Source organism: Aeromonas sp. R5-3 (assembly GCF_040908225.1).
In the GTDB taxonomy this organism is placed as follows: domain Bacteria; phylum Pseudomonadota; class Gammaproteobacteria; order Enterobacterales; family Aeromonadaceae; genus Aeromonas; species Aeromonas dhakensis.
Window position 1 is genome coordinate 21,545 of sequence record NZ_JBFODH010000011.1, and the last position, 21,806, is coordinate 43,350.

At 60.8% G+C, this 21,806-nt stretch carries 17 protein-coding genes; 7 read left to right on the top strand and 10 right to left on the bottom strand.

Annotated elements, in window-relative coordinates:
• Positions 1–47 precede the first annotated feature (47 nt).
• The 3 genes from pdxY to AB5Y95_RS05340 form a co-directional block, all read right to left on the bottom strand.
• On the bottom strand, positions 48–911 hold the full coding sequence (gene pdxY, locus AB5Y95_RS05330) for a pyridoxal kinase PdxY (protein ID WP_368159831.1): 864 nt from the start codon (positions 909–911) through the stop codon (positions 48–50).
• 480 nt (positions 912–1,391) lie between these two features.
• Positions 1,392–2,147: a DUF429 domain-containing protein gene (locus AB5Y95_RS05335; RefSeq protein WP_025201780.1), complete on the bottom strand. Its 756-nt coding sequence runs from the start codon at positions 2,145–2,147 to the stop codon at positions 1,392–1,394.
• 78 nt (positions 2,148–2,225) lie between these two features.
• Positions 2,226–2,789 carry a phaC PHA synthase gene (locus AB5Y95_RS05340; protein WP_268038735.1) on the bottom strand — a complete coding sequence of 188 codons (564 nt, stop codon included), beginning with the start codon at positions 2,787–2,789 and terminating at the stop codon, positions 2,226–2,228.
• A 315-nt stretch (positions 2,790–3,104) separates the two neighbouring features.
• Here AB5Y95_RS05340 and AB5Y95_RS05345 point away from each other — a divergent pair, with 315 nt between their 5' ends.
• The 4 genes from AB5Y95_RS05345 to ybcJ all read left to right on the top strand — a co-directional run bounded on the left by AB5Y95_RS05345 (position 3,105) and on the right by ybcJ (position 6,156).
• Positions 3,105–3,455, top strand: coding sequence for a phasin family protein (locus tag AB5Y95_RS05345; protein ID WP_005300428.1), 351 nt, complete (start codon positions 3,105–3,107; stop codon positions 3,453–3,455).
• A 93-nt stretch (positions 3,456–3,548) separates the two neighbouring features.
• Entirely contained in the window at positions 3,549–5,333 is a 1,785-nt protein-coding gene (locus AB5Y95_RS05350) for a class I poly(R)-hydroxyalkanoic acid synthase (RefSeq protein WP_368159834.1), read from the top strand.
• The gene (locus AB5Y95_RS05355) at positions 5,330–5,734 is read left to right on the top strand and encodes a MaoC family dehydratase (protein ID WP_017765421.1); all 405 of its coding nucleotides are present in this window, start codon (positions 5,330–5,332) and stop codon (positions 5,732–5,734) included. The genes AB5Y95_RS05350 and AB5Y95_RS05355 overlap by 4 nt, the downstream gene beginning before the upstream one ends.
• 188 nt (positions 5,735–5,922) lie before the next feature.
• Positions 5,923–6,156: a ribosome-associated protein YbcJ gene (gene ybcJ / locus AB5Y95_RS05360; protein WP_005300419.1), complete on the top strand. Its 234-nt coding sequence runs from the start codon at positions 5,923–5,925 to the stop codon at positions 6,154–6,156.
• Positions 6,157–6,304: 148 nt separating this feature from the next.
• Here the strand turns inward: ybcJ and AB5Y95_RS05365 are convergent, their stop codons facing one another.
• The 4 genes from AB5Y95_RS05365 to AB5Y95_RS05380 all read right to left on the bottom strand — a co-directional run bounded on the left by AB5Y95_RS05365 (position 6,305) and on the right by AB5Y95_RS05380 (position 13,463).
• Entirely contained in the window at positions 6,305–6,778 is a 474-nt protein-coding gene (locus tag AB5Y95_RS05365) for a DUF4442 domain-containing protein (protein WP_005300417.1), read from the bottom strand.
• A 146-nt stretch (positions 6,779–6,924) separates the two neighbouring features.
• A complete protein-coding gene (locus AB5Y95_RS05370) occupies positions 6,925–8,676 on the bottom strand; it encodes an ABC transporter transmembrane domain-containing protein (RefSeq protein WP_368159837.1) in 1,752 nt (583 codons plus the stop codon).
• 109 nt (positions 8,677–8,785) lie between these two features.
• Positions 8,786–10,522: an ABC transporter transmembrane domain-containing protein gene (locus AB5Y95_RS05375; protein WP_368159839.1), complete on the bottom strand. Its 1,737-nt coding sequence runs from the start codon at positions 10,520–10,522 to the stop codon at positions 8,786–8,788.
• A gap of 139 nt (positions 10,523–10,661) precedes the next feature.
• A complete protein-coding gene (locus AB5Y95_RS05380) occupies positions 10,662–13,463 on the bottom strand; it encodes a response regulator (protein ID WP_010634113.1) in 2,802 nt (933 codons plus the stop codon).
• Positions 13,464–13,618: 155 nt separating this feature from the next.
• On the opposite strand from AB5Y95_RS05380, the gene trxC reads away from it, so the two are divergent.
• Together trxC and AB5Y95_RS05390 are read left to right on the top strand one after the other, a co-directional pair.
• Complete coding sequence (trxC, locus tag AB5Y95_RS05385) at positions 13,619–14,059, top strand: thioredoxin TrxC (RefSeq protein ID WP_368159841.1); 441 nt, start codon at positions 13,619–13,621, stop codon at positions 14,057–14,059.
• 154 nt (positions 14,060–14,213) lie between these two features.
• Positions 14,214–15,602 (top strand): DASS family sodium-coupled anion symporter, encoded by a 1,389-nt coding sequence (locus AB5Y95_RS05390; protein ID WP_005300397.1) that lies wholly within the window; start codon positions 14,214–14,216, stop codon positions 15,600–15,602.
• Positions 15,603–15,910: 308 nt separating this feature from the next.
• On the opposite strand, the gene AB5Y95_RS05395 is transcribed toward AB5Y95_RS05390, so the two are convergent.
• Positions 15,911–18,385, bottom strand: a complete 2,475-nt coding sequence (locus tag AB5Y95_RS05395; RefSeq protein ID WP_368159843.1) for a glycogen/starch/alpha-glucan phosphorylase — start codon at positions 18,383–18,385, stop codon at positions 15,911–15,913.
• Positions 18,386–18,769: 384 nt separating this feature from the next.
• Positions 18,770–18,967 (bottom strand): DUF4250 domain-containing protein, encoded by a 198-nt coding sequence (locus AB5Y95_RS05400; protein ID WP_005300391.1) that lies wholly within the window; start codon positions 18,965–18,967, stop codon positions 18,770–18,772.
• Between the two features lie 233 nt (positions 18,968–19,200).
• On the opposite strand from AB5Y95_RS05400, the gene AB5Y95_RS05405 reads away from it, so the two are divergent.
• Positions 19,201–19,686, top strand: coding sequence for a cell division inhibitor (locus AB5Y95_RS05405; RefSeq protein WP_005300386.1), 486 nt, complete (start codon positions 19,201–19,203; stop codon positions 19,684–19,686).
• Between the two features lie 502 nt (positions 19,687–20,188).
• On the opposite strand, the gene AB5Y95_RS05410 is transcribed toward AB5Y95_RS05405, so the two are convergent.
• Complete coding sequence (locus AB5Y95_RS05410) at positions 20,189–21,712, bottom strand: fumarate hydratase (protein ID WP_368159846.1); 1,524 nt, start codon at positions 21,710–21,712, stop codon at positions 20,189–20,191.
• Between the last annotated feature and the right edge of the window lie 94 nt (positions 21,713–21,806).

Here is a 21,806-nt window from a genome sequence, read left to right on the forward strand (position 1 = left end):
GCAGATCGTGGATCATCCGCGCCCAGACTTGGCCCCTGATGGGAAGATCAGGCCAACCGTTCGGCCCGCGCCTTGATCAGGGGGGCGGCAAAGGCCTCCTGGGCCGCGATCAGCTGCAACTCATAGGCATCGGCCTGCCAGGTGCGCAGCAGTACCGTATCCACCGCCGCATTAGTGCGCTCGAACGCGCTGACGGCATCGTAACCCGCCTGCAGATTGGCCAGCATCAGCGCGCTGATGAGATCCCCCACGCCCACCGGCTGGCGGGCAAACTCGTAGAGCGGACGGTCGATCAGATAATCGCCCTCGGGGGTGGCCAGCAGCATCTCGAAACGACCCGGCTCGCGAGCGGCACGTCCAAGATGCTTGACCAGCACCATCTTCACCCCGCGTGCCAGCAGCTGATGGGCGGCGGCCCGCGTCTGCGCCAGATCCGTCAGATGGACGTCGCACAGTGTCTCCAGCTCCAGCAGATTGGGGGCCATGACATCGGCCACCGGCAGCGCCTTCTCGGTCAAAAAGCGGGTCACCCCAGGCGCGACGATGCACCCTTTCTCCGGGTGGCCCATCACAGGATCGCAAAAATAGATGGCGGCAGGGTTGGCGGCCTTGACCGCGGCCACCACCGTCAGGATCTCGTCCCCCTGCTCAGCCGAGCCGAGATAACCGCTCAGCACGGCATCGCAGTGTCCCAGCACCCCGATGTCCGAGAGCCCCATGCACAGGGCGCTGATATGCCCTGCAGGCATGGCCATCCCCTGCCAACCGGCCGCATATTGGGTATGGTTGGAGAACTGCACCGTGTTGATGGGCCATACCTCCATACCTAGACGGCGCATGGGGAATACGGCAGCGCTGTTGCCGGCACAGCCGAACACCACGTGGGACTGGATAGAGAGAATGCGTTTCATCGACATCACCGCAGAGAAGAGTCAGGGGAAAGGCGCAATATATCGGATGAAGATATTGAACTTCCACCCTTGATCAGCACAAACCCTTATTTGGTCTGCTCAAGCCTCGAGGAGACTCGCGTTGTCACCCACATCCCCCCCTCTTTACTGCGATGCCAGAGTCCGAGACAGCGGAGGACACCGGCGTGGTTTGAAATGGTGATTAAACACTCTTGTTTGATGGCATATGGGCTTAATAAATCCGCTCTTTTTGTTGATCCGTGCGATGGCATGCGAACGGACAGATGGCCGGGTGCAGCCCTGGCCTCAACAAGGCAGCAAGGCAGCAAGGCAGCAAGGCAGCAAGGCAGCAAGGCAGCAAGGCAGCAAGGCAGCAAGGCAGCAAGGCAGCGTAGTGAAAGGAAGAAACTACGTCAGCGCAAGTGAGGAGCTCACGGCCGACCAAAGGCAGGATCGGGCTGGTCGGCCCGATCCGGTTTATCAGGGGCGAGCGAAGTGGTAGACCCAACCCTCGTCCAAAGCCATCTCGGCGGGCGGCGCCACCAGTGCCGGCAACAGGGAGACGCTCCCCTTGGCGGCATATTGCAGCGCCATCAGGGCGCAGATGGCGGCATCGTAGCGATCGGTTCCCGCCGTTACATCGGCAGGCAGATGCTGCAGCAACTCGGCACGCACCGTCGATGCCTTGCCCCCCGTCTTGGCAAGGGCGGGATAGACCTCCAGCACGGCGCGATCGGCCTCAGCCTGCTGCTTGGGCACCAGTCGCAAGTCGGCCAACCTCGGCAGCATGGCCAGCGCCAGGGTTGCATTGTTGCCGAGCCTGTCGAAGGTGGCCGAGAGCGGCTTCTTGCCGTATTGCTCATGGAGCCAGCGTTCGCAGTCCCGGTAGGCATAAGGGTTGTCTATTTCGCGCTGGGGCACGGCGCACTCGGTCGCCCTCCCCGCCAGCAGCTCGCCAAAGGCGCGAGGAAACGCCAGCGGCGCGTCTATCCCCAGCGCCAGCTGCGGACAGGCCAGCACCTGCAGCAGGTGGATCTCGTCATGCAGCGCCGGGCGCAGCAAGGCATCCAGATCCGGCGCAACCCTCGAGCTCAGCCGAAACAGGGGCGATACGCCAAACCAGTGCAGCCGCTGCTCACGCGCCTGCCACCCCACCACGGCCACGGCCTGGGCACTGCCCTGCCAGCCTCTTACGTCCCAGCCGATGCCGATGGCATCCATGTGTTCCATTGTCATGCCAGTGTCACCTCTGCACGCTATCAATGCAGCACAGGGTAATGGCTGGCGCCCCTAAAGCAAGGCTGGCGGCGCAGCTTAGAAGGATTTCTTGAAATTGATCAGCGGCAAGATGGGGAAAACCCCGTTCTCGGCGTAGTTGGCGAGACCGATCTGCAGACCGTCCAGGTGTTTGGTGGCGTTGATGAAGCCCAGCTGGAAGGTGGTGCGCTCGGCATAGTTGACGAAGCCGACGTTGGCCAGGGCATTGCCCTTGGCGATATTGACGGCCCCCCAGTTGAGACCCTGCACATTGTTGGTCAGGTTGACGAAGCCAAGGTTGACCCCCTTGTCCTGACCCTCGTGCCAGTTGAGTGCGTTGATCGCCACCCCGCCAAACTGGTGGCGTACCCGGCCGGCACCGAAAAAGACGCCAAGCTGCAGACCGGTGAATTGATCCACGTCGGAGAGGGCGAAAACGGGCAGATCGATCCCCTTCACCTGACCGGTACGACCATAGAGAACAGAGGCTCTGGCCCCCTCGACCTGGTGAGACGCGGGCAGATTGACGCCGGGCAAGGAGAGCTGGACAGGGGTACTGGCGTGGGCAACGCCGCCAAGGGCCGCAGCCCCCAGGGCAAGCAGCAGGCGGGCAGGTTTCATCGGTGCATTCCTCGAGGCTCAGGGAGTGCATCAGCCTACCAGCCCTGCGGCCCGGTAACGAGGTCGAAGCGAGCTGGCTGCGTCACCCCTCGTCTGAATCCAGCCAATCAGACTGGACAGACCAGAGTCAACATTTCGCCAAAAATTAACATTTATATTATTTACATCAAGCCTCATTTGATAACACAATGCTTAAACGTACGTTTGAACAGAGCAAGCGATACGCAACGACTTGAGGATGTAGTCGCATAGTTGTGACCCAACCCGGGCCATAGGCCCTTTTGCAATACCTTCTGCCAACCACGGAGACGCGCGATGAATATGGACGTAATCAAGACCTTTACCGAGCAGATGCAAGGCTTTGCCGCCCCCCTCACCCGTTACAACCAGCTGCTGGCCAGCAATATCGAGCAGTTGACCCGGCTGCAACTGGCCTCCGCCAACGCCTATGCCGAGCTGGGGCTGAACCAGCTGCAGGCTGCCGGCAAGGTGCAGGATGCCCAGAGCCTGGCAGCCCTCGGCACCGTCCAGCTGGAAACCGCCAGCCAGCTCTCCCGCCAGATGCTGGACGACATCCAGAAGCTCAACGCCCTCGGCCAGCAGTTCAAGGACGATCTGGACGCCCTGACTGCCGACGGCATCAAAAAGAGCACGGGCAAGGCCTGATATCCCCCTGGCTGCCCGCGACGGGCAGCCACATCTCCCCATGCTCCGTCACGACAGGCTCGCCCTGCGCCGGGGATGGGTGAAGGAGAGAACATGAGCCAATCATCTTACGGCCCGCTGTTCGAGGCCCTGGCCCACTACAACGACAAGCTGCTGGACATGGCCAAGGCGCAGACCGAGCGCACGGCCCAGGCCCTGCTGCAGACCAATCTCGACGATCTCGGCCAGGTGCTGGAACAGGGCAGCCAGCAGCCCTGGCAACTGATCAATGCCCAGATGAACTGGTGGCAGGATCAGCTCAAGCTGATGCAACACACCCTGCTCAAGAGCGCAGGCCAGCAGAGCGAGCCGGTCATCGCCCCGGAGCGCAGCGATCGCCGCTTCAAGGCCGACGCCTGGAGCGAGCAGCCCATTTATGACTACCTCAAGCAATCCTATCTGCTGACCGCCAGACACCTGCTGGACTCGGTGGATGCCCTCGAAGGGGTGCCCCAGAAGAGCCGGGAGCGGCTGCGTTTCTTTACCCGCCAGTACATCAACGCCATGGCCCCCAGCAACTTTCTGGCTACCAATCCGGAGCTGCTCAAGCTCACCCTGGAGTCAGACGGCCAGAACCTGGTGCGCGGGCTGACCCTGCTGGCCGAAGATCTCGAGCGCAGCGCCGATCACCTCAACATCCGCCTGACCGACGAATCCGCCTTCGAGCTGGGCCGTGATCTCGCACTGACCCCGGGCCGGGTGGTGCAACGCACCGAGCTGTATGAGCTTATCCAGTACAGCCCGACCACGGAGACGGTGGCCAGGACGCCGGTGCTGATCGTGCCGCCCTTCATCAACAAGTACTACATCATGGACATGCGGCCCCAGAACTCCCTGGTGGCCTGGCTGGTTGCCCAGGGCCAGACGGTGTTCATGATCTCCTGGCGTAACCCGGGGCCGGCCCAGGCCGACATCGATCTCGACGACTACGTGGTGGACGGCGTCATCGCCGCGCTGGATGGCGTGGAGGCGGCTACCGGCGAGCGGGAAGTGCACGGCATCGGCTACTGCATCGGCGGCACCGCCCTCTCCTTGGCCATGGGCTGGCTGGCCGCCCGGCGCCAGAAGCAACGGGTTCGATCCGCCACCCTGTTCACCACCCTGCTCGACTTCTCCCAGCCGGGGGAGCTTGGCATCTTCATCCACGAGCCCATCATTGCGGCGCTGGAAGCCCAGAACGAAGCCAAGGGCATCATGGACGGGCGCCAGCTGGCGGTCTCCTTCAGCCTGCTGCGGGAGAACAGCCTCTACTGGAATTACTACATCGACAGCTACCTCAAGGGGCAGAGCCCGGTGGCGTTCGATCTGCTGCACTGGAACAGCGACAGCACCAACGTGGCGGGCAAGACCCACAACAGCCTGCTGCGCCGGCTCTATCTGGAAAACCAGCTGGTGAAGGGGGAGCTCAAGATCCGCCACACCCGCATCGATCTCGCCAAGGTGAAGGCCCCGGTGCTGCTGGTGTCGGCCATGGACGATCACATCGCCCTCTGGCAGGGCACCTGGCAGGGCATGAAGCTGTTCGGTGGCGAGCAGCGCTTCATCCTGGCCGAATCGGGCCACATCGCCGGCATCATCAATCCGCCGGATGCCAACAAGTACGGCTTCTGGCAGAACGACGCCGAAGCCGCCAGCCCCGAGGCGTGGCTCACCGGCGCGACCCACACCCCGGGTTCCTGGTGGCCGCAAATGGCAGCCTTCATCCAGAGCCGGGAAGAGGATCCCGCCCCCATCCCCGCCCGCATCCCGAGCGAAGGGCTGGAGGCGGCGCCCGGTGGCTACGTCAAGGTACGGCTCAACCCGGTCTTTGCGCCGACACCCGAGGAGGAGCCCGCATGAGCACGCTCCCCTTCGAGGTGGGCCAAAAGGCCAGTCTGACCAAGCGGTTCGGGGCGGCAGAGGTCGCGGCCTTTGCCGGGCTGTCGGAGGATTTCAATCCGCTGCACCTGGATCCCGCCTTCGCCGCCACCACGCCGTTCGAGCGCCCCATCGTGCACGGCATGCTGCTGGCCAGCCTCTTCTCGGGGCTGCTGGGTCAGCAACTGCCGGGCAAGGGCACCGTCTATCTCGGTCAGAGCCTCGCCTTCAAGCAACCGGTGTTTGTGGGGGATGAGGTGACGGCAGAGGTGGAGATCATCGCCCTGCGCAGCGACAAGCCCATCATCACCCTGGCCACCCGTATCCTGACGTCAACCGGCGCCATCGCCGTCAGCGGGGAAGCCGTGGTGAAGTTTGGCTAAAAGCGGTTTGCCCCATGATCTCAGTCAGCCCGGCCAGTGCCGGGCTGACTGCTATGGCGTGCGCCCCGAAAATAGTCTTGCAAGCCACTATTGCCCGCAGACAGCGCCCTTGCCCTTTCCTTGACGGCCCGAACTGCCTAGAATAATCGCCCTGCTGTTTCAGCCATTTATCCACGAGAGGATTTTCCATGGAGACGTTTCTGCTCGAAGGGCACCCCTTTATTGCCCTGTGTGACCTTATCAAACATCAGGGGTGGGCTGATTGTGGCGGCGCAGCCAAGGCGCTGATCGCCGACGGCCTGGTCGAGGTCAACGGTCAGGTGGAGACCCGCAAGCGCTGCAAGATAGTGGCCGGCCAGGTAGTCAACTTCAACGGCATGAAGGTCGTAGTGAAAGAGGGCGTCAGCCCGGAGATCCTCTGACCCGCCGCTCTGCCACCCAAGCGCTACCTGGCACAGTGGCCGAGCAGTGGTCAACTTCAACTGCATGAAGATGGTCGTGAAAGAGGGCGTCAGCCCCGAGATCCTCTGAACCTTGCTTGAATAAGGGCGCCGACGCGCCCTTTGGCATTTAGCTGGCCTTGATGGAGAGGGTCAGCACGAAGCGCGCCATCGCCTCATCTCCGTTCAGTGACGGACAAGTGGCCACCACCTGGATGGGGCGGTTGATGCGTTGACCGCTGGCCAGCGACTCGTCGATCATGGCGTCGATCTCCTCCCCGGCCGCGCAGTCAAACTGCACATCCCCCTCGGGCCGCTTCAGAAACTCCCCCTGCACATCCTTGAAGGCGAAGTGCACCTTCTTGCGCCGCTGCCGTCCCTTCTCCATCACCAGCAGACCGCCCACCAGATCGGCGCCGGTGGCCAGCGCACCGAAATACATGCTGCCCAGGTGGTTGCGCGTGCGCCACCCCAGTGGAATGCGAATGCGCAGCGCCTTGGCGCTCATCTCTTCGATGACGGGGGCACAAAAACCGATGACGGGAATGTAGCGCCAGGCAAAGAGCCGCAGCGCCAGGTTGGCCTTCAAACGTTGCAAATCCATATGCGAACTGATCCGATGAGTTGATGTAAACAATATGTTGCCAGCATGGCTGGCGTTCGACAAGGACGCGGATCACGCTGCCGCCATTTCTTCAGCCCAAAAAAAGAGGGAACCGCAATGGTTCCCTCTGCTCGTTCCTGTGGCTGTCAGGCCCGCTTCTCCTCGAGCCAGGCTCCCTGGCTCTGCATCTCGAACAGCTGGGCATAGTGGCCGCCCAGCGCCATCAGCTCGCCATGGGTGCCTCGCTCGTTCACCTGACCGCGAGAGAGCAGCAGGATCTCGTCTGCGTCGACGATGGTCGAGAGGCGGTGGGCGATGGCGATGGTGGTGCGGCCACGGCGCGCCGCCGCCAACGCCGAAGAGAGGGCCAGCTCGGTCTGGGAGTCCACGCTGGCAGTTGCCTCGTCCAGAATGAGGATGCGCGGATCTCCCACCAGGGCGCGGGCAAAGGAGAGCAGCTGACGCTGGCCGGCGGAGAGGTTCTTGCCCCCCTCCTCCATCAGGGTGTTCAGCCCCTCCGGCAGGCTCAGCACGAACTCTGCCAGCTGCACCTCGGTCAGCGCCTGCCAGAGCTGCGCATCAAGGATGCCGTCACGGCCGAGCCGCAGGTTTTCCGCCAACGTCCCAACGAAGATAAAGGGATCCTGCTGAACCAGCCCGATGCTGCGGCGCACCGCCGAGAGCGACAGGCTCGCCATCGGGTGATCATCGAAGCGGATGGTGCCCTGATCCAACGGGTAGAAGCCCATCAGCAGGCTGATGATGGTGGACTTGCCGCTGCCGGTGTGACCCACCAGCGCCAGCATCTGGCCGGGACGGGCGGCAAAGCTCACATCCCGCAGCACCTGCTGCTCGCCATCGTAGGAGAAGCTTACCCGCTCGAAGCTCACCTCTCCCTTGAGCGGGCGCATCTCGCCTGCGGTGCTCTCGCGCGCTTCATCGAGCAGGGCAAAGACCCGCTCCCCGGCTACCATGGCCTGCTGCAACTGGTTGAGCTGGTTAGTCATCTCGATGAGCGGCTCGATCATCCGCCCCAGATAGCTGATGAAGGCGTAGAGCACCCCCACCTGGATGGCGCCCTCCGCACTCAGTCCCTCGCGGGAAAACAGCGCCAACAGGCCGATCAGCACCATCATGTAGAAGAGATCGATGAGCGGGCGCAGCAAAATGCCGTTGATCTTGAGGCTCTTGAGGCGCGCTGCCCAGTGCTGCTGGTTCACCTCGGCAAAGGCGTTGGCGAAGTGGCGCTCCTGCACCATGGTCTGAATGACCGGCATCCCCTGCAGCGACTCGTTGAGGCGGCTGTTGATATCGGAGAGCAGGCTGCGGGTCGCCCGCACCACGGGCACACTCAGTTTCTGATAGAGCCACATCACCCCGCCCACCGCCGGCAGCAGGCAGGCACACACCAGCATCAGCCGCAGATCCAGCAGCGCCATGGAGATGAGGATGCCGCACAGCAGCACCACCTTCTGCACCAAGAGCCCTATCACCTGCACATAGAGGTTCATGATCGCCTCGGTGTCGTTGGTGATGCGGGAGATGAGCGAACCCGAGCGGTGCTGGTCAAAGTAGCGGGCCGGCAACCGGATGGCGGTGGCAAATACCTGCTCGCGCAGGCGCTGCACCACCGCCTGGGCGATGCGGTTGAAGCGCAGGGACTGCAGGTAGAAACCGGCCGCAGACAATACCTGCAGGCCGAGATAACCGGCAGCAATGGCCGCGATGGCGGGCCACACCAGCTGGCGTGGCGCCAGATAGTCGTCGATGAACAGCTTGATGAGCAGGGGGCCGGCCACTTCGGCGCCGGTGGCCAGCAGCAGGCAGATCCCGGCCTGAATGAGCCAGCGCGGGTAACGGGCACAGTACCCGAGCAGTCGTTTGATGGTCGGGTTCACAGGCGCACCTCCACGTCTTGTTTCAGCAGCTGATGACGAGGCACCAGGCTGGCATACCAGCACTCAGGCTCAGCGCCACACCGAGTGAAGACGCGCTTGATGAGTGGACTCACAGGCTCTCCTCCACGTCTTGCTCGAGACGCTGATAACGGACCATGTCCGCATACCAGCCGTTGTGGGCCATCAGGGTGCCGTGGCGACCCCGTTCGCTGATGTGGCCCTGCTCCAGCACCAGGATCTCGTCAGCCTGCTCCACCGCCGTCATCCGATGGCTGACCAGGATCAGGGTCCGTTTGTGGGCCTTGAGGGCGTGCAGGATCTGCTGCTCGGTGTGGGCATCCACCGCCGAGAGGGCATCGTCCAGCACCAGGATGGGGGCCTCCAGCAGCAGGGCGCGGGCGATGGCGAGCCGCTGTTTCTGGCCGCCAGAGAGGGTCACCCCCTTCTCCCCCACTTCGGTCTCGTAGCCCTTAGGGAAACGACTGATGTCGTCGTGCACGCAGGCGATACGCGCCACCCGCTCAATCTCCTCCCGGCTGGCATCGGGGCGGCCGAGGGCGATGTTGGCGGCGATAGTGGTGGAGAAGAGGAACGGCTCCTGCGGCACATAGGCAAACTGGCTGCGCAGCTCACCCAGCGCCAGTTGCGAAATTGGCACCTCCCCCATGCGGATCTCCCCCGCGGTGGGATTGGCCAGCCGCATCAACAGCTTGAGCAGGGAACTCTTGCCCGCCCCGGTGCGCCCGACGATCCCCAGTATGCCGCCGGCTTGCAGGGTGAACTCCACATTGCGCAGCAGAGTGCGCTGCTCGAGCTGGTAGCTGAGCGTCACGGCGCGCAGCGGAAAGGCCGAGGCCAGCGCCACCGGGTGAGCCGGCTCTTCGATATCGCTGCGCTCGGCCAGCAGGCTCTCGATCCGCGAATAGGCGGCGCTGCCGCGCTCGATGATGTTGAACAGCCAGGCGATGGCGAACATGGGCCAGATCAGCTGACCGAGGTACATGGTAAAGCTGGTGAGCTCCCCCAGGGTCAGCTCGTCACGCAGCACCAGGGCGCTGCCGCCCGCCACTGCGAGGAAGTAGGAGCAGCCGATGCACAGGTAAATCACGGGATCGAACTTGGCATCGATACGGGCCACCGCCATGTTGCAGGCGCCCGCCTCCCGGGTCAGCTCGGCAAAGCCGCGATCTTCGAGCGATTCCACCGCATAGGACTTGAGCACCCGCACGCCGGAGAGCGCCTCCTGGGTCTTGTTGTTGAGCCGCGAGAAGGCCCCCTGCGCCGCCTTGAACTCCTTGTAGATCTGGGTACCGAAGCGGTTCATGAAGAACGCCATCACCGGCAGCGGCAACAGAGAGAGCAGGGTCAGCTGCCAGGAGTACTGGCTGCACATGATGGAGAGCACCAGGATCCCGACGATCATGGAGTCCACCAGGGTCAGCACCCCTTCCCCGGCGGTCATCTCCACCGCCTGGATGTCGTTGGTGGCGTGGGCCATCAGATCGCCGGTGCGGTGGCGCTGATAAAAGTCCGGGCTCATGCGGGTAAAGTGGCCAAAGAGCCGGTTGCGCAGCACATAGGCCAACCGGTAGGAGGCACCAAACAGCATGACCCGCCACACGTAGCGCAGCAGATAGATGAGCAGACCTAGGCCGAACAAGCCGGCCAGATAACCGGTCAGGGTGGCGTTGTCCAGCGACCCTTTGGCGATGCCATCCACCACCCACCCCACCACCTTGGGCGGGATCACGGTCAACAGGGCCACCATCATCAACAGCGAGATGGCGACCAGGTAACGCTGCCACTGCTCCTTGAAGAACCAGCCCAGCCTTGCAAATACGCTCACGTAGATATCCTTTGTCGCGGCAGGCCGAGGCTGCCGCCCGTCATGGAAAGCCCAATGCAATCGCCCCCGGCTGGGGGCGATACGAGGAGGTCATGATAGCCTGAAGCAGAAGGCTTGAGAATTATTGCTATTTCACTTGTTACAACAAACGATCATCGCGCTGCTCAAAGGCACCATACGATGCTTCATGCTGCTCTCCGGTCAGCAGGAAGTGAGACACCTCCTCCCGGGTCAGACTGAAGACCTGCTGCAACTGCTCAAGATCCTGTTCGGTGAGCTCTTCCTGCTGGCGCAGTCGCCACTCCAGCTCGCCGGCGAGGATCTGCAGGCGGGACGCTGAGATGTTGGCGGAAACCCCCTTGAGGGTATGCAACAACCGGCAGGCGATGTCGGGCTGCTGGCGACGCAGGGCGGAGCGGATCTCCCACAGGTCATCCTTGTGCTCCGACATGAACAGCTTGAACAGGATCTGCAGTGCCTCCTTGTCCTGCTCCAGCCGTCTGAGGGCATCCTCCAGATCCAGTACCCCCATCAGATCGGGCGGCTTCACCTCCAGCGGCACCAACCGCTCGCCGCTGGCGCTCTTCACCCACTGCAACAGGTTGTTGTAGAGATCGAGCTTGCTGACCGGCTTGGTAACATAGCCGTTCATCCCCACGCCGAGGCAGCGTTCCCTGTCTCCCGGCATGGCGCTGGCCGTCAGGGCGATGATGGGCACATCGTGCTTGTCGACCATCTTGCGGATCTGGCGGGTAGCATCCAGCCCGTCCAGCACCGGCATCTGCAAGTCCATCAGGATCACGTCGAACGGCTGCTCGGCCACCCGCTCGACCGCCTCCCGGCCGTTGCCCACCACGGTCACCAGGGCATCGACCCGGCGCAGATATTCGATGATGAGCTGCTGGTTGACCCTATTGTCCTCCGCCAGCAGCACCCGGATGCCTTGCAGCAGCTCGCGAAAATGCTGCTGGTCGCCCTGCACCTCGGCCTGGCGGAACTGCTGATCGTGTGAACTGCCGTTGAGCAGCTCGTCCACCTTGGCCAGCAGGGCATTTTCGGTCATCGGCTTGGGCAGGAAGTGGGTCAGCCCCATGCTCTCCATCCGCCCGTGCAACCCCTCCTTGGCCCAGGCACTGGTCATCAGGATGGGCAGTCGGCGCCACTGGCTGTGCTGGTACATTTCGAGCGCCAGATCCAGCCCATCCTCCTGCCCCATGCGCCAGTCGAGAATGGCCAGCCGGACGTTCTGCCCCTCTTCCCGCAGCACCTGACGCGCCCGCGAGAGGCTGTTGACCGCCATCACCCTGGCCCCTGCCCGGCCCAGGATATCCTTGGCCAGATCCAGCACCAGCTCGTTGTCATCCATCACCAGCACCAGCGGCTGATTCTCAAAGAAGACCCGCCGTCCGGAGACGCCATACACCGCCTTGGTCATGGGGATCTCGAACTGGAACACCGAGCCCGCACCCGGTTTGCTCTGCACCGTGATCCGCCCCCCCATCAGCTCCACCAGCCGCTGGGAGATGTTGAGGCCAAGCCCGGAGCCGCCATATTTGCGAGTGTTGCCCGCCTCCAGCTGGGTGAAGGGCTGGAACAGCTGGGCCTGTTTCTCCTCGGCAATACCGATGCCGGTGTCGCGCACGCTGAAACGCACCTGCATGGGATGGGGGTTGACCAGGGTGATGGACACCTCCACCTCGCCCCGCTCGGTGAACTTGATGGCGTTGTTGACCAGATTGACCAGCACCTGACCGAGGCGCAGCGGGTCGCCACGCAGAAAGTCGGGCACCGCCGGCGACTTGTTGATGATGACCTCGACGTGCTTGCGCTCGGCCAGATCGGCGAACATGCCCGCCAGCGAGTCGATCTGCTCGCTGAGATCGAAGTCGATCTCCTCCAGCGTCAGCTTGCCGGACTCCACCTTGGTCAGATCCAGAATGTCGTTGATGAGCAGCAGCAAGGTATCCGATGAGGATTTGATCTTGCTGAGATAATCGCGCTGCTGTTGATCCAGCTCGGTCTGCAGTGCCAGCGAGCTGAAGCCGATGATGGCGTTCATAGGGGTGCGGATCTCGTGGCTCATGTTGGCCAGAAAGTCGCTCTTGGCCTGGGCCAGCAAACCGGTCTGACGCGACAACTCGCTCAGCTTCTGGTTGCGCCGCCACAGGGTCACCGCCACCAGTCCGAAGCAGAGCATGGCCCCCCCCAGCACCATCAGATAGAAGCGACTCTTGAGAGAGGAGGCCTGCTCCATCTTGCTCTGTTTCCAGCGCGACAGCCCCTCCAGCTCGTGCATGTCGATGACCTGGTTGCGCAGCACGTGATATGCCACGACCTGATGACTGACATCCTCACTCAGCTGGGCCAACCCGACTACCTCGGGATAAGCGGGATAGGCTGTCTTGAGACGGCGCTGCAGGGCCTGCAACTGCTGTTGCTCGCCCTTGTCCCAGCTGCGTTTGAGGTAATTGCTGAGCTGGGCCAGCTCGGTCAGATCGATGGCCAGCGGCGCGTCCGCCGGCAGGGTTGCCAGCAGGCCGTTCAGCTGCTTTTGAAAGGGCTGTTCTATGTACTCGATCGCCATCTCCATGGAGTAGAGCTTGGCGAGATCAAGCAGATAGCTGTCGATATCGTGCAACAGCGATTGAGAGTGAGGATTGTCGGCCGAGTCGGGGTCGTTGCGCACCTGGCGTACGAAACTGTCGAGGTTGCTCGACAGCTGATTGAGACGCTGCTGTACATTGCCGTCGTTGGCCTTCTCGCGCCCCAGCAGATAGACGGTATCGGTATTGACCCGGTTGAGGATCAACTCCGCCGCCACGCTGAGCTCCGAGGCTTTCTGCTGCTGGCTGAGCAGTTGCCAGCAATAGCCGGAAAACGCCAGCAGCGATACGATGATCAGGCTAAGTACAACACGATTGACCCGTGTCACATTATTCATCCCGTCTCGATTCTCATGTCATGGCCATGCATCCACCGACATCACGTCGCTACGGGATCACTGGCTGTGAAAGATAATTGACTGCTATGTTACCGTTACTCTGCCCTGACAGTGCAATAAAGATGTTGCAGGGCTTATGCATACAGGAATCAATTATGTCATTTATCACTACCTATTGTAGCCACTGCTTCACCAGGAACCGCCTGCCCGAGGAGAAGGTGGATTCAAACGCGAAGTGTGGTCGCTGCAAGAGCGGACTGTTCGCCACCACCCCGGTCACCGGCCAGGAGCAGCAATTCGATACCCTGATCCAGTCCGACATCCCAGTCGTGGTCGACTTCTGGGCCAGCTGGTGTGGACCATGCCTTCAATTTTCATCTGTTTTTCAACAAGTTGCCAGTGAACTTGAGCCAAAAATCCGCTTCGTCAAGGTCGATACCGAGCAACAGGCCACCATCGCGGCCCGCTACGCCATTCGCAGCATCCCCACCCTGATGGTATTCAAGCAGGGCAAGATGGTGGCTCAGCGCAGCGGCTCCCTGCCCCCCAGTCTGTTCAAGGAGTGGCTTGCCTCCTTTCTGAACAGCCACAAATGATACCAACTTGTTTAATTTATGTTTTATTTGCGTTTTAACTTGTCTTAACTCTGTGAGTCTCGGCATGCTTTGACCAGATCCCCCTGTTTCAAACGGGGGGATGAATGTAATCTCGGCAACACAACAACAACCATAAATTAACCGAGAGAACGATATGCACACATCTGCAGTACCCTCTACTACCCCATCACGCTGGCTGGACGTCAAATCCGGGATCGTCATCCTGGATGTCCTGCTGCTCTGTGCCATGCTCGCCTGGCTGCCGTTTGACCCCAACGTCAACAAGGGGCTGGGGATCCTGGTCTTCATCGCCATTCTCTGGCTGACAGAAGCAGTCAACATCACCATCACGGCCCTCTCCATCCCGGTACTTGCGACCCTGCTCGGGGTGTTTGACATGAGCAAGTCCCTGACGGATTTCGCCAACCCGGTGCTGTTTCTCTTCTTCGGCGGCTTCGCACTGGCTGCAGCCCTCTCCAAACAAGGGCTGGATACCCAGATCGCCGCCAAGGTGATGCAGCTTGCCAAGGGTCACCTCGGCTGGGCCGCCATCGTGCTCTTCACCATCACGGCCGCCCTCTCCATGTGGATCAGCAACACCGCCACCGCCGCCATGATGATGCCGCTGGCCCTCGGCATGCTCAAAGGCATCGACGCCCACAAGGAGCGCCGCACCCTGGTCTTCGTCCTGCTGGGGGTCGCCTACAGCGCCAGCATCGGCGGTATCGGCACCCTGGTGGGCAGCCCGCCCAACGCCATCGCGGCCGCCCAGATGGGGCTGGGTTTCACCGACTGGATGAAGTTTGGCATCCCGGTGGTGCTTATCTTCATGCCGGTGGGCATCGGCCTGCTGTATCTGGTGACGCGCCCCGACCTCTCCCATCAGGTCAGCACCGAGAAGGTGACCATCCAGTGGACCGGTCAACGCAAGATCACCCTGCTCATCTTCCTGACCACGGTACTGCTGTGGATCGGCTCCCAACCCATCGCCAAGGCAATGGGGGGCATTCCCCAGTTCGATACCCTGATCGCCATGGGCGCCATCGTGGCCATTGCCATCAGCCGGGTGGCCAGCTGGGATGACATCAACCAGAACACCGACTGGGGCGTGCTGATGCTGTTCGGCGGTGGCCTCACCTTAAGCGCCATCCTGAAGCAGACTGGCGCCAACGCCTTCCTGGCGGAGCACCTCTCCAACGGTCTGGCCACCATGCCTATCTTCATCATCCTGCTCTGCCTGGCTGCATTCGTGGTGTTCCTGACCGAACTGGTCTCCAACACCGCCACCGCCGCCCTGTTGGTGCCGCTGTTTGCCGGGGTCGCCGAGGCGCTGGGGGTCTCCCCCATCGTTGTCTCCGTGCTGATCGCCGTCGGTGCCTCCTGCGCCTTCATGCTGCCGGTGGCCACCCCGCCCAACGCCATCGTGTTCGCCAGCGGTTACATCAAACAACGTGAGATGATGCGAGCCGGCCTGGTGCTGAACCTGGTCTTCACCGTCATTCTGACCATGCTCGCCTACTTCATGGGCGACATACTGCACTGAGACATATTCACTGATATGCCGAATACCAAGGCCCCTGACGGGGCCTTTTTTATTGTCTCACTTGCCTGCCGATTCTCGAGTGCACATCTTTTTCTCCCGCCCTCAGCCCCCCCTCATTCGACGTCACACGTCCTCAAATAGCAGAACTGTATGCAGAGGGTGGCAATGGGCAGTCAGGCAGTCAGGCAGTCAGGCAGTCAGGCAGTCAGGCAGTCGGGCAGTTTGCTTTTGTCCCGCATTCACACAACCAACGCCGCCCACGCCCAATAAAAAACCCCCGCATGGCGGGGGTTTGGTTTGCTCTCTGGTCAGCCGATGCTGCAGGGCTTCAGGTTCCAGATCCGATCCACATAGTCCTGGATGGAGCGATCGGAGTTGAACTTGCCCATGGTGGCCGAGTTGATGATGGCCTTCTTGGCCCACAGTGCCGGATCCCGATACCAGGTATCGATCAGCTTGTGTGCTTCCGAGTAGGAAGCAAAATCGGCCAGCGTCAGGTAAGGATCCCCCCCTTCCAGCAAGGAGCGCTTGATGGAGGAGAGCTCGCCCGGACGACCCGGCGTGAAGTAGTCGGTATCGAACCAGTCCAGCACAGCTTTGAGCTCGGAGTTGGCGTAGTAGAAGTCATACGGGTTGTAACCGCGCCCCTTCAGTGCCTTCACCTCATCCACGTTCAGACCGAAGATGGCGCAGTTCTCGGCCCCCGCCTCTTCGGCGATCTCGATGTTGGCGCCGTCCAGGGTACCTATGGTGATGGCACCGTTCAGGGCCATCTTCATGTTGCCGGTACCAGAGGCTTCATAACCGGCAGTGGAGATCTGCTCGGAGACGTCGGCCGCCGGGATCAGCTTCTCGGCCAGGCTCACCCGGTAGTTCGGCATGAACACCACTTTCAGCTTGCCCTGAATGCGGGTGTCATTGTTGACCCGCTCCGCCAGCTTGTTGATGGCGTAGATGATGTCCTTGGCCAGCTTGTAACCGGGCGCCGCCTTGGAGCCGAAGATGAACACCCGCGGATGCATGTCGTAGTCGGGGTTGGCCAGCAGACGACGATAGAGCGCCATGATGTGGATGAGGTTCAGTTGCTGGCGCTTGTACTCGTGCAGACGCTTGATCTGGACGTCAAAGATCGCCTCGGCACTGACCTCGATGCCGGTTTCCGCCTTGATGACCTTGACCAGCTTCTCCTTGTTGTGGCGCTTGATGGTCATGAACTGCTTCTGGAAGGCCTTGTCGTCGGCAAACTTGGTGACGCTGCGCAGCTTGTCCAGTTGCAGCGGCCACTCCTTGCCCACCACTTCGTTGTAGAGCTCTGCCAGTTCCGGATTGCAGGCCAGCAGCCAGCGACGCGGAGTCACGCCGTTGGTGACGTTGCACATTTTCTCTGGCCACAGCTTGGCATACTCGGGGAAGAGATCTTCCTTCACCAGCTTGGAGTGGATCTCGGCCACGCCATTCACCTTGGAGGAGCCGATGACACACAGGTTGCCCATGCGCACCTTGCGCACCGCTCCCTCTTCGATGATGGAGAGCTTGGCCTTGATGGCGTCGTTGCCCGGCCACTTGGGCTCCACCAGCTCGCCCAGGAAACGGGCGTTGATTTCGTAAATGATCTCGAGATGGCGCGGCAGCACCTTCTCAAACAGACTGACCGACCACTTCTCCAGCGCTTCCGGCAGCAGGGTGTGGTTGGTGTAGGAGAACACCTGGTAGCTGATGGCCCAGGCCGCTTCCCAGGTCAGACCCTCTTCATCCACCAGCACCCGCATCAGTTCGGGAATGGCGACGGTGGGGTGGGTATCGTTGAGCTGAATGGCGATCTGGGCGGCAAAGTTGCTGAAATCGGCGCCATGCACCCGCTTGTAGCGACGCATGATATCCTTGATGGAGCAGGCACAGAAGAAGTACTGCTGGATCAGGCGCAGCTCTTTGCCCGCATCGGTCTCGTCATTCGGATAGAGCACCTTGGAGATGGTCTCGGCCTGGGCTTTTTCCGCCTGGGAGTCGATATAACCACCGGCGTTGAACACGTCCCAGTCAAAAAACTCGGAGGCGCGAGACTCCCACAGGCGCAGGATGTTGACGGTATGACCGCCAAAACCGACTACCGGAATATCCCAGGGCACCCCTTTGATCTTGCGACCGGCGTGCCACACCTTCTTGAGGCCGCCGTTGTCACCAAAGACGGTCTCCACGTAACCGTAGAGCGGGATCTCCTGCACCGATTCCGGGCGGCAGATCTCCCAAGGGTTGCCATATTCGCGCCAGGAGTCCGGACGCTCAATCTGACGGCCATCCTGAATTTCCTGACGGAACAGACCGTGCTCGTAGTGGATGCCATAGCCGACCGCCGGGTAGTTCAGGGTCGCCAGCGAATCGATGAAGCAGGCGGCCAGACGGCCCAGGCCGCCGTTGCCGAGTGCCATGTCGGGCTCTTGTTCACACAGATCGGTCAGTTCCAGACCGAGTTCGCCCAACGCCTCTTCGCAAATCTTGTACAGGGAGAGGTTGTGCAGGTTGTTGGAGGTCAGGCGCCCCATCAGGAATTCAGCAGAGAGATAGTGAATTGCACGAGTATCTTTCTTGAAGTGAGTCTGCTGAGTGCGGGTCAGGCGCTCGTACACCTGTTCGTTGACGGCGGCTGCGGTCGCTTTCCACCACGCTTCTGGCGAGGCTTTCTGTTCGCTTGTACCCAAGGTAGAACGCAGGTGACGCACGATACTCGCCTTGAGCTGATCTTTATCCAGTTGGAGATCCTGGTCTGTCTTCTTCTTGGTAGCCATAAACCATTTCCTTCGTTACAGAATAATAAATTGTTATCCCATCAGGGACCGGTGCTGTTGTTATCTGAGAATATGTTCCGGCGTGGGCATACTAGCTAAAGCCGCAGCTTGAAAAGTTAACGCAAGTCACACTTTAACGTATAAAAATGACAGTTCAAGTTTGAAAACCCTTTCCTGAAACCTGCAAATACAAACCCATCATTTCCTTTAAAATCAAAACCTTAAGTATATATCGCAAATATAAATTCATGAATAGGTTTTCAACGATTGCCAAGCGCTGAAAATCCATGAAAATAACTGAAAATTCAGCGCACATTGAAAACGATTTCAATGTGCGCCATTCATGAAAAAATAGAACAGTGCCATTCGGGGAGTGTTCGCCGATCAACCGTGAGCCTTGAACTGGTTGCTCATGGGATCGTAGTGGTAGCCAATCTGCAACAGGCGGGTGGCAAGCTGGTCTTCCGTCATGTCGTAATAGGCCAGCAATTCCTCCAGCCCGTCGCACTCCAGGCGCAGCTTCTCATTGATGATCCCGAGCAGGATATTGGCATCCAGTCGTTGCAAGGTGCTGACGTCCATCCTCATCTCTCCTCTGTACAGGACATACTGTATAACCATGGGCGCCCCTGCCCGCTTTGTCCATAGCCTGAAAAACACCCACCTCAAGATTGAAGTTTATATATTTTAAAATCAATTAGTTAACTTCTTTCATTACCGTTCAGATCACATTTTTGGCCACAAACGGCTTGTCACTACTGCGAACAACAACTACTGTATGTACATACAGCATGGTTATTCATACAGGAAAACATATGAGCCAGCCCATGAGCCACACCCTTGTCTCCGTCGCCAGCATGAGCACCCCCTGGCCCACTCGCCATCAGGGCAAGCAGGACGAATATCGCCACTCTGCGAGCCTCACCCGGGAGCCGCCGCTGCTCGATGAGCTGGTGCGCTTGAGCCAGGGTGACACGGGCTGGATCCTGCTCATTGCGCCACCCGGTCTGCCCGTGGCCAAGCAGTTGCAGGCACAGGGGATCAATCCGGCTCGGGTACTGGTGGTACACAGCCCCAAGATCAAGAACTGGCAATCCACGCTGGAGCAGAGTCTGGGCAACGGCCGCTGCGCCGCCGTGCTGACCTGGCTGCCGGAACAGGTCACGCTGGATCGGGCCAAGCTGAACACGTTGGGGCAACGCTGTGGCGTATTGACCCGTTTCTTCGAGCCAGTCGCCTCCTCTCCCGCTCATGGTGGCTCGCTGGTCTATGGCGGACAGGATGTTTATCTCAATCACTGACCCCCAACCGTGTGAGGAGATGGGTTGTTCAGCTAGATTGATGATGACTTTTTAATTGGGTGATGAATCGTTTGCCAATCACAGAGTAAAAAGAGCCCTTGCCACCAGACAACCGTGGCAAGGGTGAAGAGGCGCCAGCCAACTGGCGGACATGGGCTCCAGCGTTGACAGCCTTGTGCACCACGCACAGAGAGCGTCAGTTGGCAGTTGACAGTTGACAGTTGGCAGTTGGCAGTTGGCAGTTGGCAGTTGGCAGTTGGCAGTTGGCAGTTGGCAGTTGGCAGTTGGCAGTTGGCAGTTGGCAGTTGGCAGTTAAAATTCGCACGACAGACACGCAGACGAAAAGAAAAGGCGACCCTGGGGTCGCCTTCGTTTTGTTTGTTATGGCTGAGGCTGCATGACGGCCACATCCATGGCAGTCGCGCATTGCACCGGTGCATGCACTCAGGGCATAAAGACCCGTCTCCATACCGCAGGTGAACAGCCCTCAGACATCTTCAACTCACGCCAGCTTGCCATCGAGCTCGGCAATCTTGGCAGACCAGTAGGCCGGCCCGGTCTCGTGGATATTGTTGCCCTGAGAGTCGACCGCCACGGTTACCGGCATGTCCTCGACTTCGAACTCATAGATGGCTTCCATGCCCAGATCGGCGAAGGCCACCACCCGCGCCTTCTTGATGGCCTTGGCCACCAGATAGGCGGCACCACCGACGGCCATCAGATAGACGGCCTGGTGCTGCTTGATGCTCTCGACCGTCTTGGGGCCCCGCTCGGACTTGCCGATCATGCCGATGAGGCCGGTTTCCCCCAGCATCATGTCGGTAAACTTGTCCATCCGGGTGGAGGTGGTCGGGCCGGCCGGGCCGACCACTTCGTCACGCACGGCATCGACCGGGCCCACGTAATAGATGAAGCGGTTGGTGAAATCGACCCCTTCCGGCAGCCCCTCACCTTTTTTCAGCATGTCGGCAATGCGCTTGTGAGCGGCATCGCGACCGGTGAGGATCTTGCCGGAAAGCAGCACGGTATCCCCGCTCTTCCAGCTGGCGAGCTCTGTCTTGGTGATGCCGTCGACATTGACCCGGCGCACGTTGCCACCGGCAGAGCGGGTGATCTCCGGCCAATCTTCCAGTTTCGGCGGGGTCAGTTCGGCCGGGCCGGAACCATCCAGCTCGAAGTGGACATGGCGGGTGGCCGCGCAGTTGGGGATCATCACCACCGGCTTGGAGGCGGCATGGGTCGGCGCAGATTTCACCTTCACGTCCAGCACGGTCGTGAGGCCGCCGAGGCCCTGGGCACCGATGCCGAGCTTGTTGACCTTGTCGTAGAGCTCAACCCGCAGCTTCTCCTCTGTGGTCTCGGGACCACGGGCGATCAGCTCCTGGATGTCGATGTGCTCCATCAGCGCTTCCTTGGCCAGCACGGCCGCCTTCTCGGCGGTACCACCGATGCCAATGCCCAGCATGCCGGGCGGACACCAGCCGGCCCCCATGGTCGGTACTGTCTTGAGCACCCACTCGACGACGTCGTCGGAGGGGTTGAGCATCACCATCTTGGATTTGTTCTCGGAGCCGCCGCCCTTGGCCGCGATGCTCACTTCCACCTTGTTGCCCGGGATCATGTCGATGTGTACCACGGCCGGGGCGTTGTCTTTGGTGTTCTTGCGGCTGCCGGCGGGGTCGGCCAGCACGGAGGCGCGCAGCGGGTTGTCCGGATTGGTGTAGGCGCGGCGCGTCCCTTCATCCACCATCTCCTGCACCGTCATGTCGCTGTCCCACTGCACCTGCATGCCGATCTTGACGAAGCAGGTGACGATGCCGGTATCCTGGCAGAGCGGACGATGACCTTCGGCGGACATGCGGGAGTTGATCAGGATCTGGGCCAGGGCATCCTTGGCGGCCGGGTTGATCTCCCGGTCATAGGCGGCCTTGGCGGCATGCACGAAATCGAGGGGGTGGTAGTAGGAGATGTACTGCAGGGCGTCGGCGATGGAATCGATAAAATCCTGTTTTTTAATGATGCTCATATCATCCTCACTGGTCCTTGTCTCCCGTGTTGGTTGGAGCAAGGGCTTCCATATGAGCCGTGCTTCGGTGGGGTGGTGCCAGGCGGTCTGCCTG

Bases quoted from the DNA above. Each gene is read 5' to 3' on its own strand.
- AB5Y95_RS05355 (WP_017765421.1), top strand. From the start codon at position 5,330: ATGAGCACGCTCCCCTTCGAGGTGGGCCAAAAGGCCAGTCTGACCAAG.
- AB5Y95_RS05410 (WP_368159846.1), bottom strand. From the start codon at position 21,712: ATGAGCATCATTAAAAAACAGGATTTTATCGATTCCATCGCCGACGCC.
- pdxY (WP_368159831.1), bottom strand. From the start codon at position 911: ATGAAACGCATTCTCTCTATCCAGTCCCACGTGGTGTTCGGCTGTGCC.
- AB5Y95_RS05340 (WP_268038735.1), bottom strand. From the start codon at position 2,789: ATGAAACCTGCCCGCCTGCTGCTTGCCCTGGGGGCTGCGGCCCTTGGC.
- AB5Y95_RS05365 (WP_005300417.1), bottom strand. From the start codon at position 6,778: ATGGATTTGCAACGTTTGAAGGCCAACCTGGCGCTGCGGCTCTTTGCC.
- AB5Y95_RS05350 (WP_368159834.1), top strand. From the start codon at position 3,549: ATGAGCCAATCATCTTACGGCCCGCTGTTCGAGGCCCTGGCCCACTAC.
- AB5Y95_RS05335 (WP_025201780.1), bottom strand. From the start codon at position 2,147: ATGACAATGGAACACATGGATGCCATCGGCATCGGCTGGGACGTAAGA.
- AB5Y95_RS05390 (WP_005300397.1), top strand. From the start codon at position 14,214: ATGCACACATCTGCAGTACCCTCTACTACCCCATCACGCTGGCTGGAC.
- AB5Y95_RS05395 (WP_368159843.1), bottom strand. From the start codon at position 18,385: ATGGCTACCAAGAAGAAGACAGACCAGGATCTCCAACTGGATAAAGAT.
- AB5Y95_RS05405 (WP_005300386.1), top strand. From the start codon at position 19,201: ATGAGCCAGCCCATGAGCCACACCCTTGTCTCCGTCGCCAGCATGAGC.
- AB5Y95_RS05380 (WP_010634113.1), bottom strand. From the start codon at position 13,463: ATGAATAATGTGACACGGGTCAATCGTGTTGTACTTAGCCTGATCATC.
- AB5Y95_RS05400 (WP_005300391.1), bottom strand. From the start codon at position 18,967: ATGGACGTCAGCACCTTGCAACGACTGGATGCCAATATCCTGCTCGGG.
- trxC (WP_368159841.1), top strand. From the start codon at position 13,619: ATGTCATTTATCACTACCTATTGTAGCCACTGCTTCACCAGGAACCGC.
- ybcJ (WP_005300419.1), top strand. From the start codon at position 5,923: ATGGAGACGTTTCTGCTCGAAGGGCACCCCTTTATTGCCCTGTGTGAC.
- AB5Y95_RS05345 (WP_005300428.1), top strand. From the start codon at position 3,105: ATGAATATGGACGTAATCAAGACCTTTACCGAGCAGATGCAAGGCTTT.